The organism is Neobacillus sp. WH10, from assembly GCF_030123405.1.
GTDB lineage: Bacteria > Bacillota > Bacilli > Bacillales > Cytobacillaceae > Neobacillus.
In genome coordinates this window covers 575,521-589,803 of record NZ_CP126110.1, presented here as the reverse complement: position 1 = coordinate 589,803, position 14,283 = coordinate 575,521, and the positions used below count along the sequence as shown (strand labels likewise).

Below are 14,283 nucleotides of genomic sequence, written 5' to 3'. Positions count from 1 at the left end.
ATCATTTGGCTCCTTTCTTCGCTTTTGTATAATCTCGTTTCCGTGGTTTAATCAATGAAATGTCTACTTCCTGATAAGACAATTCTGGCAGATTCGTTGCTGGATTGTATTCCGCAATTGTCGTTTTTAGCCATTCCTCATCATTACGATCCGGGAATTCCGGTTTATAATGGGCCCCGCGGCTTTCGTTCCGATTGTAGGCTCCAAGGGTAATGACATGTGCAAGATTAATCATGCCTTCTAATTGACGGACAAACGAGGCGCTGGAGTTGCTCCATTTTGCCGTATCTTCAATATTGATATTTTTAAAGCGTTCAGAGAATTCCTGAAGTTTTTCATAGGTCATTTTTAATTTCTTATTTTCCCGAACAACGGTTACGTTTGCCGTCATGAGTTCGCCAAGTTCCTTATGAAGTACATAGGCGTTTTCTTTTCCGTCCATCGCTAAGATAGATTCATATTTTTTGCTATCTTCGCGTACCTGTGCTTCAAAAACAGAACTTGAAACCTGTTCGGTCGTCTTATTAAGTCCTTGAATGTATTCAAGCGCTTTTGGACCGGCTGCCATTCCGCCGTATACCGCTGATAACAACGAGTTTGCACCAAGACGGTTTGCACCGTGCTGCGAATAATCACATTCACCGGCAGCGAACAAGCCCGGGATACTGGTTTTTTGATCAAAATCGACCCATAGACCGCCCATTGAATAGTGGACACCAGGGAATATTTTCATTGGCACCTTACGCGGATCATCACCCATGAATTTTTCATAGATTTCCATAATTCCGCCAAGCTTAATATCCAACTCTTTTGCATCAATATGAGAAAGATCCAAATAAACCTTATTTTCCCCATTGATCCCAAGCTTTTGATTGATACACACATCGAAAATCTCACGGGTTGCAATATCACGCGGCACAAGATTTCCATATGCCGGATATTTTTCTTCCAAGAAATACCACGGCTTTCCGTCTTTATACGTCCAGACCCTGCCGCCTTCACCACGTGCTGACTCACTCATGAGGCGGTTCTTATCATCTCCCGGAATAGCCGTTGGATGAATTTGAATAAATTCTCCGTTCGCATATAAAGCACCTTGCTGATATAGTCTTGCCGCTGCATAGCCCGTATTAATCGTTGAATTGGTTGACTTTCCAAAAATCATTCCAAGTCCGCCAGTTGCCATGATAACGGCATCTGCAGGAAACGACTTCATTTCCATTGATCGTAAATTCTGTGCGGTAATTCCGCGGCAGGTACCTTCTTCATCGATGATCGCAGAGACAAACTCCCAGCCCTCATACTTTGTTACCAAGCCCTTAACCTCGAAGCTGCGCACTTGTTCGTCTAGTGCATAGAGGAGCTGCTGCCCTGTCGTAGCCCCAGCAAATGCAGTTCTGTGATGCTGCGTTCCGCCAAAGCGTCTGAAATCCAGTAGACCTTCAGGTGTCCGGTTAAACATAACCCCCATCCGGTCAAACATATGGATAATTTTCGGAGCAGCTTCACACATTGCTTTTACCTGCGGCTGGTTGGCCAAGAAGTCGCCTCCATACACCGAATCATCAAAGTGCTCCCATGGAGAGTCGTTCTCCCCTTTTGTATTAACTGCTCCATTGATGCCGCCCTGGGCACAAACTGAGTGAGATCGCTTAACAGGAACAACCGAGAATAAATCGACCTTCGTCCCTGCTTCTGCAATTTTTATAGCGGCCATTAATCCGGCTAAACCTCCGCCTACAATGACAATGTTTCCTTTGCTCATTTGTCTGTCCTCCCTATCTAGCTTTTAAGCAAATGCTAGGATTGCGCGGATCCCGATAAAGGATAATGCGATAAATAATCCGAATGCAATGTATTGTGTAACTTTTTGTGATTTTGGTGAAACGGTGATTCCCCAAGTGATTAAGAAAGTCCAAATACCGTTTACAAAGTGATAAACGCAAGAAACAATCCCAGTGATATAAAGAGCTAGTGAAATTCCGTTATCAACGATATCCTTCATTAAATGATAGTTGGCTTCGATTCCGTTAAATTCTACCTGTATCTTCGTTTCCCAGACATGCCAGATAATAAACACAAAGGCAATTAGGCCAGTGATTCGTTGTAAGAAAAACTTCCAATTTCGGAAAAAACCGTACCGGGTGACATTGTTTTTAGCCTGACGTGCAATGAAGACTCCGTAAATCCCATGAAATAATAGCGGGATGAAGATAATAAATAATTCTAGAAAATATTTAAACGGCAGATTCACCATAAAGTCTGCTGCTTTGTCATAAGAATCCATACCATATGTCGCGGAATAGTTGACGCATAAATGAACAGTCATAAATACGCCGACAGGAATAATTCCCGACAATGAATGCAGCTTACGGTAAAAATGCTGATTTTTTCCACTCTCCATTTTGTAAAACCTCCCAATGTTGCTTAAATAATGCATAAGCGCCAAGCCCTGAAGCTAGGCGCTTATATTTTTTAACTATACTAAAGTTAATTCTTTTTCCTTTTGTTCACGGTGTTTCTTCTCAAGTAATTCTTTTCCAGCGATTCCTGGATTGGTCATTTCAAATGGATGTAAAATGATATCAAGCTCACTTGCTGTTAACACGCCTCTTTCAAGGACGATTTCCCTAACAGGTCTGTTTGACACAATAGCTTCCCTTGCAATCGATGCAGCTGTTTCATAGCCAACATGCGGGTTAATAGCGGTGATAATACCAACACTATTATTCACGTAAGCTTCCATTCTTTCTTTATTAGGGGTAATACCGCTTATGCAGTGTTCACGGAAAACGGTAAATACATTGGTCATGATCTTAATTGATTGTAAAAGGTTGAAAACGATGACCGGTTCCATTACGTTAAGCTCGAATTGTCCTGCCTCAGAAGCCATACTGATTGTTAAATCATTTCCTACCACCTGGAAGGCACTTTGGTTCAAGACCTCAGCCATTACTGGATTTACTTTTCCTGGCATGATAGATGACCCTGGCTGACGGGCAGGAAGGTTGATTTCACCTAATCCACAGCGTGGACCGGATGTCATCATCCGTAAATCGTTAGCAATTTTAGACATGTTCAACATACAAACTTTAAGGGCTGCTGAAGCTTCAATATAAGCATCTGTATTTTGTGTTCCATCTACTAGATCCTCTGAGCCTTTGATTGGCATTCCTGTGATATCCGCCAAAAATTTAACGGTTTTTTCAATATATTCAGGCTCTGCATTTAATCCTGTTCCAACAGCTGTTGCGCCCATGTTCACTTCATATAAATTCTCACGAGTCGCTTTAATTCGTTTAATGTCTCTTCTTAGTACTCTTGCATAGGCTTCGAATTCTTGGCTAAGAAGAATAGGTACAGCATCCTGTAAGTGGGTACGGCCCATTTTGAGGATTCCATCAAATTCATTAGCCTTTTTCATGAATTCTAAATGAAGCTCTTCCATCGCTTTGACTAATGTTTCTAATGTCATAAGTGTTGACAAATGGATCGCAGTTGGAAAGGAGTCGTTAGTGGATTGAGCCATGTTAACATGGGAATTCGGACTGATGACCTTGTAATTTCCTTTTTGTTCACCTAGAATTTCTAGAGCCCGGTTGGCCAGAACTTCATTTGTATTCATATTGATGGACGTTCCAGCTCCACCTTGAATCGGGTCAACGATAAATTGATCATGAAGGTTTCCTTCGATTACTTCATCCGCTGCAGCCATGATAGCCTTCGAGATTTTTGTATCCAATTGGCCAATTTCCGCATTTGCATAAGCAGCTGCTTTTTTCACCATCGCCATTGCTTTTATAAGCGCTTGGTCAATTCGATATCCTGTAATTGGAAAATTCTCAACTGCTCTTATTGTTTGAACACCATAATAGGCTTCTGCCGGAACTTGTTTTTCCCCAAGGAAATCTTTTTCAATACGGAAATTCTCTGAATTACTCATAATTGTCATCTCCAATTTTTTTTTAAAACATTTATAGATTGGCGGTATCGGAAGCAGTCAGGAGACTGCTTCCAAACCGCTTTTTATTATTAAAGCTTCCCTTTATAAAACGACCATGCTTAGTAAGATACCAATCCCAACGGCAACAACAGTAGAAATTAACCCTGGTACCATAAAGCTGTGATTCAAAATATATTTCCCGATTCTTGTTGTTCCTGTGCGGTCAAAGTTAATCGCAGCGACAACAGTTGGATAGTTTGGAATAAAGAAGTATCCGTTAACAGCCGGGAACATTGCTATTAATAAGGCTGGGTTAATTCCAAGTGTGATTCCAAGCGGCATTAAAGTACGAACAGTTGCGGCCTGGCTATAGAGCAAGATCGAAAGGGCAAATAAAGCAATCGCGAATAACCAAGGTGCTGCTGTTACTAAATCAGAAATTGATCCTGAAATTAACTCTAGGTTACCTTGGAAGAATGTGTCTCCCATCCATGCGATACCAAAAATCGCGACTACAGCTGTAGCACCAGCTCTAAAGACGCTGCCGGATACGATTTCATCCACTTTTGGTTTACAGAAGATAATGATTAAAGCAGCTATCGTCAACATTACAATTTCAATAGCAGCTGGCATTGACATTCTTGTGAATGTCCCGTCGATTGTCCATCCAGGACGTAACGATTCAAATGAACCCAATACGACCACAAGCACTGCTGCTAATAGGAAAAAATATACCGAAAGCTTCGCACCTGTTGTCGCTTTAAATTCCTTTTTATCCTTTTTAATCGGTGCTAATCCTGCTTCTAAACGCTTGAGGTATTCTGGGTCATTATTTAGCTCTTTACCCATTTTGCTAGAAACAAATGCAGCAATCATACATCCAATAAGCGTAGACGGGATACAAATCATTAATATATCGAGTAAGTTAATATTGAAATCTGTTAATAATGCAAGCAAGGCAACAGTGGCCGCTGAAATCGGACTTGCTGTAATAGCCTGCTGTGAAGCAATAACCGCTATAGACATTGGTCTTTCAGGTCTGATACCTGATTCACGGGATACCTCTGCAATGACTGGTAAAACGGAATAAGCTACGTGGCCGGTTCCGGCACAAAAAGTAAAAACATAGGTAACTAGCGGTGCAATGAATGTGATCCATTTCGGATTTTTCCGCAAGGCTTTTTCAGCTATAAAAACAAGGTAATCCATTCCGCCTGCGGCCTGTAAGGCTCCAGCTGCTGATATTACAGCTAAAATCATCAGCATTACATCGATTGGTGCTGTTGTTGGCTGTAGGCCAAAGACGAAAACGAGAATGGACAGTCCGACGCCACCCATGACGCCAAGGCCGATTCCGCCTACTCGTGCTCCGATAAAAATACAGCCAAGGACGATTAAAAATTGAACCCAAAACATGTCGTTTACCTCCATACGGTAATGTTTTTTTTATAAAACGACCCCTTTAGCTTCCGTAATTCTTGACCATATCACCTGCTTTCAAGTAGTATATTTGTGAAATCATTCACAAATAATTTCACCTTATAAGGCCGCACTTCCACGTGCGCATTCCAATTTAAAAATAATTGCTAAAACTATGGAACTTTGGAACCTCAGAACTACTTTGTAAAGCTTCCTTTGTTCACATTGAGCATAACGTTTGACCTACAAGAACCTACAATAACTAACAAAATTAACTACAAACTTAATAAATTTGTCATTTTTTCTAATTACAATTGGCTGAAAAACGTTTACGATAAAATAGAGAAAAGAAATTAAAGGTATCTCTACTGGAAGTGATTCTGTGCGCGAAAAATTAGTAGCCTATTTAATGTTATTTATCGTGGTTCCAATAGCTGGTGAGTTGAAGTTTTATCCGACTGAGGGGGATATTAGGGTTAGTTTGGGAACACCAGTTTTTTTCTTTTTTTTATTATTCTCTCGCAAAATTCATCCCATTCTCTCTGGACTATTGGCAGGAATTGCAGTGGTTCTCTTCCGTATTTTCTTGTATGGATTCCAAATCGACTCCTTTCAGTTTCTTGACGCCTTTTATTTATATTTTCCTGTCTTTTTTTATTACTTGATTTTCGCCATACTTTTTCATCTTTTCAAAGTGAATAGTTGGCATGATGAACCATTTTTCATTGGCTTGTTCGGTGCCATAATCGAGATCATTGCCAGTATAGCCGAAATAACCTGCCGTTACTTTACTTCGCATATGCCAATAACTGTCCATACCTTCGTGATTATTGGCGGAATTGCGATTATCCGCAGCTTCTTCGTCCTCGGCTTTTATAATATTCTTATCGTAAGAGAAACAAGATTAGCAGAAGAACAGCAGCGAAAGCGAAACGAGCAAATTTTATTATTAATTTCAAATTTATATGTAGAAATGTTTCAATTGAAGAAATCAACTAAGAATGCGGAGGAACTAACAAGTGCATGTTATGGGCTTTATCGAGATTTAAAGGGATTACACCATAATTCAGCTCAAACTGCACTGAAAATAGCCGGCCAAATGCATGAAATTAAAAAAGATAATCAACGGATCTATGCGGGATTATCAAAATTAATGGTTAAAGAAAACTTAAGTGACTATATGGACATGAAAGAAATAATTGAAGTAATTATTACAGCTAATAAACGTTACGGGGAAATGCTCGAAAAATCCATTGACTACAAAGTAACTATTTTGGGAGCCCATCCCTTTTACCGGACGGTTATTCTTTTTTCACTTATTAACAATCTAGTTTCTAATGCTGTCGAAGCAATAAACGAAAAAGGAAATGTGGAGCTGACAGTTGGCCGAGTCAATGAAATGATCCACATCATTGTAAGTGATAACGGCCCGGGAATTTCTGAGAAAAATAAACCATTCATTTTTGAACCAGGCTTTACCACTAAATTCGACCAAATGGGGATAGCCTCAAATGGGATTGGCTTATCATACATAAAAAATGTGATTGAAAATATCGGAGGAGAGCTCAATCTTTTAGATACAAATGAGATAAACAGAACCAGTTTTGAAATACTTCTTCCGGTCGCAAGTTTAACAGAGAGAGAGGATGATAGTTTTGAAATTTCTAATTGTCGATGATTCCCCCACGATTCGGGTAATGCTTTCTAATATTATTGAAGAAGAAGAATTGGGGACCGTAGCAGGAGAGGCAGTGGATGGTTCTGAGGTTTATGCAGATATTCTTGCTGAACAAGGAATAGACATCCTGATAATCGACTTACTAATGCCAAACCGTGATGGAATTGAAACGATTAGGGAAATTGCTCCTTTCTTCCGTGGAAAAATTATTATGATTTCCCAGGTTGAAACAAAGGATATGATTGGTGAAGCCTATTCGTTAGGGGTTGATCACTATATTACAAAGCCAATTAACCGTTGTGAAGTCGTCAACATCTTAAAGAAGGTATCCAATCAACTGCAACTAGAAAAATCGCTAACAGACATTCAAAAATCATTAAGCTTTTTAACAAACCATTCGCAAAAGAAAAGTCCTGAAAGACTTAAACACTCGACTCAAAATCCAATTATTCAATCTGGAAAGAACATCCTGTATGAGCTTGGTATTATTGGAGAGAGTGGTTGTAAGGATCTGCTTGATATTTTAGCGATATTATCACAATTAGAAAAAGGCGGGGTACGTGAAACACCGTCTCTAAAGGATTTATATGAAAAAGTAGTTGATAAACGTCTTGGACACTCCTCTCCGCAACAGGAGCTTAAAAAAGAAATAAAAGCGGTTGAGCAGCGTATCCGCCGTGCCATCCATCAAGCACTTCAGGGTATTGCTTCACTTGGGCTTACCGATTACAGCAATCCAAAGTTTGAACATTATTCATCCAGTTTCTTTGACTATACTCAAGTCCGAATGAAAATGTTCGAACTTGAAGGCAAAATCCAAGACGAATACGGTCATTGTCGGATTAATATTAAAAAATTTATTCAAGCTCTTTATTTAGAAGCAAAAAGTTAACCGGCCTGTCAACGTAGAAAAGCGCTAGAGATTGACAGTTTACTATTTAATCTATAGAAAAAAGCCCGCTCCTAGAGAATGAAGAGTTCCGTTTTTAAGTGCAAAACAGCTAAATGACATAGAAAATGGCGTGTAAAACTGATTACAGTTTTAGCACGCCATTTTTAGTAGTTATATGGACTAATTACAATCAAATTCCTTATTTCAATTGAAGCACACGATATTGCAATAAGAAAAAACAGCCGATAATCCGTAGCTGATCATTATGTGGATTTGCCCGCTGGTAGCCCGAATTTGTGGCTTATTCGGACAGGTCATGCAGAATTTTGCCTTTGGTTGTCCGAATGCGTGGCTCATTCGGACAGGTCAAACAGGAAATTACCTGGGGTTGTCCGAATGCGTGGCATATAATTGACAACATATTCTTACTGTACAACAAGTATTGTCACTGTAAGTAAAGTGTGTCATTTCAAATCCCAATAAACCTAAAAAATTGGAATATCCCTTTGTAAAAAAAGAAAAATAGCGTGAGTCAATTCACACGCTATTTTATACTTATACACCCGAAAATTGAACCCTTCACCTAAAGTGAACGGGCTTTTTCTTAGCTATATCTTTTTCCCGACTCCCAATCTGTCGGCCGGTCATTTGGGCGAATGTTATCAAAGGGGACAAACACTTCTAAATGTCGGTATAGATTTTCAAACTCCGCAGGCAGCAAGCCGCCGAATTCTCCGTCTAAATTTAGCTGCACTTTTTCATCGGAATAAACTTTAATTCGATTTGCCTGTGTGTAAATGACATTCGAGTCATTCACATGCTCACCGCGAATCGCTAACGTTGCAATCCGGGTAAACTCGGCAAGATTTACTTTTTTCAAAATTAAAAGGGAAAACAATCCATCGTTAATGGATGCATCAGGTGCAAGCTTTTCAAATCCGCCAATCGAATTGGTCAGCCCGACCAAAAACATCATCGCTTCTCCTTCAAAAAGCTTTCCGTCATATTCAATCTTAAGATCCGAGGCTTTAATCGAAGGAAGCATTTCAATCCCTTTTAAATAGTAGGCAAGCTGTCCGAGCATCGTTTTTAACTTACTGGGCACTTCGTATGTAAGCTCGGTCATTCTGCCGCCGCCTGCAATATTAATAAAATATCGATCATTAATACGGCCAATATCTACAGGGATTAATTCTCCCTTCGTGATAATATCCACAGCAGCCCCAACATCTCTGGGAATATGAAGAGCTCGGGCAAAATCATTCGTTGTGCCGGCTGGAATAATTCCTAATTTTGGACGGTACTCCTGCTCAGCTATGCCATTTACGACCTCATGAATCGTTCCATCGCCGCCAGCCGCAATGACAATATCATACTGGCGCTCGACGGCTAATCGTGCTGCCTTCGTGGCATCACCCGCACCCGTCGTAGCATGACAAGATGCTTCATATCCGGCAACCTCTAATTTTTCAAGGATTTCCGGGAGATTCCGTTTCAGAACTTCTCGTCCTGATGTAGGATTGTAAATCAGTCTTGCTCTTTTCATCATCATCATCCTATTTTTTTAAATAACATGGCTTTGTCAATTCTATATTCTACCAATTATCATCATTACTTACAAACATATTGACAAGCCATAAGGTGAACCTCCAATCAGTGGGAATTCTCTCCATCTCCTGCTGATTATTAGTCACGCTCTACTGTTAATAATATCAAGGCCGCCGCCTCGATAAAGGGAAAGTACAAACCCGATTGGTTTAACTATGCCTATGAAAAGCGAATCGGCAAGTTTCAGAGTATCTCACTAATCGAGCTTTTACGGGCAGTTGAACTCCACCTATCCTTATTAGTACTACAAAGTCTTGAAGTGGAGATTTATTCCGCCAGTAAATGGGGGATAAGAATTAGTATCTCCCTGAACGTCCCTCTACTATCATAACCACTTTTTATTTTTTTGCAAAAAATAAGAGAAGAAAAATTTATTAATTCGTGTTTAAGCTGACATCATAAGCGTTTGCGATATTAATACGGTATTTACCTTCACCTGATTGATAAACAGCATTTTTTCTTCCATCATAATCTGCACCCTCAGCATTCTCTTTCCCTGACACCTGCCACTCGCCATCTTTCCCGCTTACATTCTCCACACCAACAGCGGCTACCTTCAAATTACTGTTTTCCGTAACATCAACCACAATAGATGAGGCACTCTCAATATTCCAGTCGTTCGCAAGCGTACGCGGTTTTAAGGTTAAAGAATTATTATTTCCGATTACCTCAAGCTTTACATCCTTCGGCACAAGTATGGTTCCTGCTATAATTCCCTGCGAATCAAACGGCCCAACCTCGTTTGGCAGCATCTTTACATTTAAATAAAGCGTATCTCCCTTTTTGTTTGCTGCAATAATATCATCCGCACTTTTCAACAGCTTCTCTTTTTTCCCCGTTTGCACCCGATATGTGCCAAACATTGAGACTTCCTTCTCCTCTGTCGCTTCAATTGTCATGTCATAGCCAACTGTTCTGACCACCACTCGTTTAATACTGTCATCCATTTGGTAGGAATAAGCAGGCAGGTCAAACGAGCGCTCCTCCCGTGCCATTACCTCTTCTACTTTGTTAATTAAACCTGTTGTGTTTAAGACAGCAAAGCCAATTCCAACCATGCCGATCACTCCAACAAAGATAATACTCAAAAAATCATATTTTAACATTGGTTTTTCCTGACGTGAGAGAAACAAATAAAGAAGAATTTCAATTCCCAAGACTATTAATAAAAGCGGCCACCACGCTGTCATAATTTGAACAAGATTTAAGTCCAAAAACTTTGAAAAGAAAAGGAAGAGGCCAAGAAACAAGAGCGAGGCCCCCATCGAAAACGTCCCAACACGCCATGTTCTCATGCTCCTTCTCCTCCCTTTCTTTTTCTAAAAAGGAAGCCAATCCCGGCTCCGATTATAGCCAGTCCTGCTATCACTTTTCCCCACTTATTCATGATTCTCCGCCTCCCTTTTTTGTTTACTTCCGGATAAAAGCTTAATCCCACCGCCGATTAACAGCACACAAACAAGTCCGGTCTGAAGGTATGGCTGGAAGTAGACTTGCATCCAATATGAGATATCTATATCAATAATCCTTCTTAACATTGGTGAAAGTGCCGGGATTAAGACGTTCATTACCAAATAATAAAGACCCATGAGGACAAGCCCGATTCCTACCCATTTTTGATGATTAAGGAAATAGGAGATAATAGGAACATCTTCAATCTCTTCTTCACCATACCTCGAAACCTTTTGCATCGCGTCAAAAAAGCTGTAAAACCAGATAATCGGGATTAAAAACAAGAAGATGCCAAGTCGTAAAATATCTAAGATATAAATCGAAAACAGGAACGCCGCCATAAGCTGAATGCCTCGCCGCTGTAAGCCTATATACAAGTGACCAGCACCTGGAAAAATCGCAAGAAACGTCGCGATTGCCTTACTTTTCTTACCGTCTTCTCTGCGTATTTCAAAATCCTCATAAATCGTTCGGTCAACTAGCTCCTCACCACGCTGCTTTTTATTTACCTGCTGCACAGCGTCAAAAAATCCATACACCCAGATGATGGGGAGTGCCGCCAAAAAGACAAGAAATTCTCCACGGTTGGATAGTGCCGTGATAAAAATAACCATGACACCTAGGCCAAAAAATGTGGCCAGCAGCGTTAAGCCTCTATTCATTAATCCAAGTTGAAAATGGCCAAGGCCCGGAATAAACGATAATGCGATCGTATAAAAACGTTCTGAGTCCTGGGCTGCCTTGGAATGCTGGTAGTCGGGATTTGTTTCCGTTAGTACCTTCTTTTGTTTTGAAATCTGTACACCCATATCAATGAAGCTAATTAAATAGATCGAAATACCAGCCATAAAGGCCAGGACTGCTATTTCCTCATTTTGGGTAAATAAAGCCATAACCGTTACAAACGCCAACCCAATGACCGTTAATAAATACATCACCCCGCGAAACATGTTTCCAAAATAAATGTGACCGAGGCCGGGAAATAACGATAGTGTTAAAGCCTTCGTGGAATTTTTCATTTCTTATCTGCCTCCTTTTTTTCTAGTGAATCCATCCATGCAAATGTTTTATTAATAACCCCTTCCGTCACTGAAGGCTTTTTTTCCTGAATGTTCAGCGGACTCTCTAACGAGTTTGCATAGCTGACAAGCGATTGAAACGCACCTGTAAACATTAATAAAATCGTCGCAGCAGCCGCTAAAATATAATGGAACACCGCCTGCTGATAAAAACGCTTTTTCTTAATCTCACTAAACTTCTGGGTGTTATCTTTTGTATCATCTTCGGTGTCAACATCTTCAGTGTCAGGCACCGATGGAACTGCTGGCACAGTGCTAATATCTGTAACGGTGTGAGGCACCGTTGAAGGCATTACCATTGCCATTACTTGATCTGTAAAGTTGCTTTCGCTTGAAAGAACCGGGAGGGAGGATTCGTTTGCTGAGACTGCTTGTAAGTAGGCCTCAAGGCATTGGTCGCACGTATATAAATGACTTTCTAGTTCCTCTCGGGTGTTTTCATTAATTTCGTTTTTAACGTATTGCTGCCATTCATCGTAAGTGTAATGCTTCATGAAAAATCATCCTCCTTCCAATTCTTTTTCATCCAGCTTCGAGCCCGGTACAGTTTCGTCTCAATCGTTTTGACTTGGACATTTTGTTCCTCGGCCATTTGCTGGTAGCTTTTTTCCGCTATGTAAAAGCCGTAGATCACTTCACGGTAATTCTCAGGTACTTCATTCAGCTTTTTCCTAACAAGTGTGCGTCGGTCGTGCTCAATAATTTCCTTTTCCACGCTATCCCTCGGTGTCGCTAATGCCTGCTGCTCGAGGGCCTCCGCAACTTCCTCTCTTCGTCTTGCCTGTTTTCGTTTAACATCTATCGCATGGTTAACGGCAATACGCGTCATCCACGTTTTAAAACCTTGGAATTCATATTTAGGGAGAGAGGTGTAAATTTTCATAAACACTTCCTGTGCAGCGTCTTCCGCTTCCTTTTGATCGCGAAGAACAGCAAAGACAGTCCGGAACACATCATTGCGGTACTTCTCAACCAAAAGACGAAAGGCATGATCATTGCCTTCCAGCACTTTTTCTATTAAGGCTGTGTCGCTAATCGTTCTCTCCCCCTTTCTCTTTTGTCCAACACTCTAATAGACGAATGCTGTTTAATAAACCCCTACACTTTTCTAAAAAACTTTTTAGATTTTCTTCATCATACCATGGTTGGTTTTATCGTAAAAAAATATATTTATTTCAATAGCTCTTTTTTAAGACTCTCCTGAATAGACCGACCCATTTCTTTTGTGATAAAGAATTAGATCGCCAATTCTAAAATTCCCACAATGTTCATGGTCTTTATATTACATTCTACTTCCTTAGCTTTCATTCCGTCACCGAGCATGGCTAAACAATAAGGACAACTAATGTCACAACAAAAAACCTCCTACATTTGCAGGAGGCAAAAACATACATAAAGAATAGGGGAGATTACTAGCTTTTAGGGGTCACTAATTTCCAAGTAACACCAAAAATCGAGAAAAAACTGACTCAGAAGAGTCGTCTTTCAACGATCTTTTAAGTCAGCTTCAAAGTTCAACTGCGGCAATCTGGAATCCTTAGCCTGCCCTTTTTCGATAAATGATATAGCGCCGCTTGAAATAGGTTAGAGGGACACTCCACACATGGACAAGCCGAGTAAATGGCCAGATTCCGATCAAGGCGAACGAGATCAAAATATGCAACTGAAAACCAAGAGGCACCCCTCTCATTAAGGAAGGATCCGGCACAAAAGTGAGCAGTCCTCTGAACCATGGACTAATGGTTTCGCGATAATCAAAATCGGGATGGAGCCGGGTTCCGATAACAGTATTATAGATTCCAATTATGATAATCAGAAAGATGAGGATCAATGTGATAATGTCACTAGTATCACTTGTAATCCGCACACGTTTATTCGTTAGCCGGCGATTCATCAGAATGAGTATCCCAATCAGAGTAATAATCCCGGCGAACCCTCCCACATACACAGCACCAGAGTGATACATAGATTCACTCACTCCAAAGCTTTCCAGAAGAGATTTCGGAACCAAGAGACCGACTATATGCCCGACAGAAACAAGCAGGATCCCAATATGAAAAAACAGGCTTCCCCATTTTAACGTCTTTTTTTCCAAAAATTCACTTGATTTAGCCGTCCATGACAATTGGTCCACATTGTAACGGTAAATATGCCCGACAATAAAAATCGTAATCATTAAGTAAGGAAATATCACCCATAGAAATTGAAGCAC

13 protein-coding genes are annotated in these 14,283 nt (G+C 40.4%); 2 read left to right on the top strand and 11 right to left on the bottom strand.

Annotated features, from left to right (window positions below):
* Position 1: 1 nt before the first annotated feature.
* The 4 genes from sdhA to QNH20_RS02840 all read right to left on the bottom strand — a co-directional run bounded on the left by sdhA (position 2) and on the right by QNH20_RS02840 (position 5,359).
* A complete protein-coding gene (gene sdhA / locus QNH20_RS02855) occupies positions 2 to 1,765 on the bottom strand; it encodes a succinate dehydrogenase flavoprotein subunit (protein WP_283921423.1) in 1,764 nt (587 codons plus the stop codon).
* A 24-nt stretch (positions 1,766 to 1,789) separates the two neighbouring features.
* Positions 1,790 to 2,404: a succinate dehydrogenase cytochrome b558 subunit gene (locus QNH20_RS02850; protein WP_283921422.1), complete on the bottom strand. Its 615-nt coding sequence runs from the start codon at positions 2,402 to 2,404 to the stop codon at positions 1,790 to 1,792.
* A gap of 75 nt (positions 2,405 to 2,479) precedes the next feature.
* Positions 2,480 to 3,943 carry an aspartate ammonia-lyase gene (gene aspA, locus QNH20_RS02845; protein WP_283921421.1) on the bottom strand — a complete coding sequence of 488 codons (1,464 nt, stop codon included), beginning with the start codon at positions 3,941 to 3,943 and terminating at the stop codon, positions 2,480 to 2,482.
* 102 nt (positions 3,944 to 4,045) lie between these two features.
* Complete coding sequence (locus QNH20_RS02840; protein ID WP_283921420.1) at positions 4,046 to 5,359, bottom strand: anaerobic C4-dicarboxylate transporter family protein; 1,314 nt, start codon at positions 5,357 to 5,359, stop codon at positions 4,046 to 4,048.
* Positions 5,360 to 5,744: 385 nt separating this feature from the next.
* On the opposite strand from QNH20_RS02840, the gene QNH20_RS02835 reads away from it, so the two are divergent.
* Positions 5,745 to 7,040 carry a sensor histidine kinase gene (locus QNH20_RS02835; protein WP_283921419.1) on the top strand — a complete coding sequence of 432 codons (1,296 nt, stop codon included), beginning with the start codon at positions 5,745 to 5,747 and terminating at the stop codon, positions 7,038 to 7,040.
* Positions 7,018 to 7,932 carry a response regulator gene (locus QNH20_RS02830; RefSeq protein WP_283921418.1) on the top strand — a complete coding sequence of 305 codons (915 nt, stop codon included), beginning with the start codon at positions 7,018 to 7,020 and terminating at the stop codon, positions 7,930 to 7,932. The genes QNH20_RS02835 and QNH20_RS02830 overlap by 23 nt, the downstream gene beginning before the upstream one ends.
* Before the next feature lie 604 nt (positions 7,933 to 8,536).
* Here QNH20_RS02830 and QNH20_RS02825 read toward each other — a convergent pair.
* The 7 genes from QNH20_RS02825 to narI form a co-directional block, all read right to left on the bottom strand.
* Positions 8,537 to 9,478, bottom strand: coding sequence for a diacylglycerol kinase (locus QNH20_RS02825; protein WP_283921417.1), 942 nt, complete (start codon positions 9,476 to 9,478; stop codon positions 8,537 to 8,539).
* 436 nt (positions 9,479 to 9,914) lie between these two features.
* On the bottom strand, positions 9,915 to 10,835 hold the full coding sequence (locus QNH20_RS02820) for a hypothetical protein (RefSeq protein ID WP_283921416.1): 921 nt from the start codon (positions 10,833 to 10,835) through the stop codon (positions 9,915 to 9,917).
* Positions 10,832 to 10,927 carry an LPXTG cell wall anchor domain-containing protein gene (locus QNH20_RS02815; protein ID WP_283921415.1) on the bottom strand — a complete coding sequence of 32 codons (96 nt, stop codon included), beginning with the start codon at positions 10,925 to 10,927 and terminating at the stop codon, positions 10,832 to 10,834. Before QNH20_RS02815 ends, QNH20_RS02820 begins: the two co-directional genes overlap by 4 nt.
* Positions 10,920 to 12,011, bottom strand: a complete 1,092-nt coding sequence (locus tag QNH20_RS02810; protein ID WP_283921414.1) for a hypothetical protein — start codon at positions 12,009 to 12,011, stop codon at positions 10,920 to 10,922. Before QNH20_RS02810 ends, QNH20_RS02815 begins: the two co-directional genes overlap by 8 nt.
* Positions 12,008 to 12,565 (bottom strand): anti-sigma factor family protein, encoded by a 558-nt coding sequence (locus QNH20_RS02805; RefSeq protein WP_283921413.1) that lies wholly within the window; start codon positions 12,563 to 12,565, stop codon positions 12,008 to 12,010. Before QNH20_RS02805 ends, QNH20_RS02810 begins: the two co-directional genes overlap by 4 nt.
* A complete protein-coding gene (locus QNH20_RS02800) occupies positions 12,562 to 13,080 on the bottom strand; it encodes a sigma-70 family RNA polymerase sigma factor (protein WP_283921412.1) in 519 nt (172 codons plus the stop codon). Before QNH20_RS02800 ends, QNH20_RS02805 begins: the two co-directional genes overlap by 4 nt.
* 528 nt (positions 13,081 to 13,608) lie before the next feature.
* Positions 13,609 to 14,283: a respiratory nitrate reductase subunit gamma gene (gene narI / locus QNH20_RS02795; protein WP_283921411.1), complete on the bottom strand. Its 675-nt coding sequence runs from the start codon at positions 14,281 to 14,283 to the stop codon at positions 13,609 to 13,611.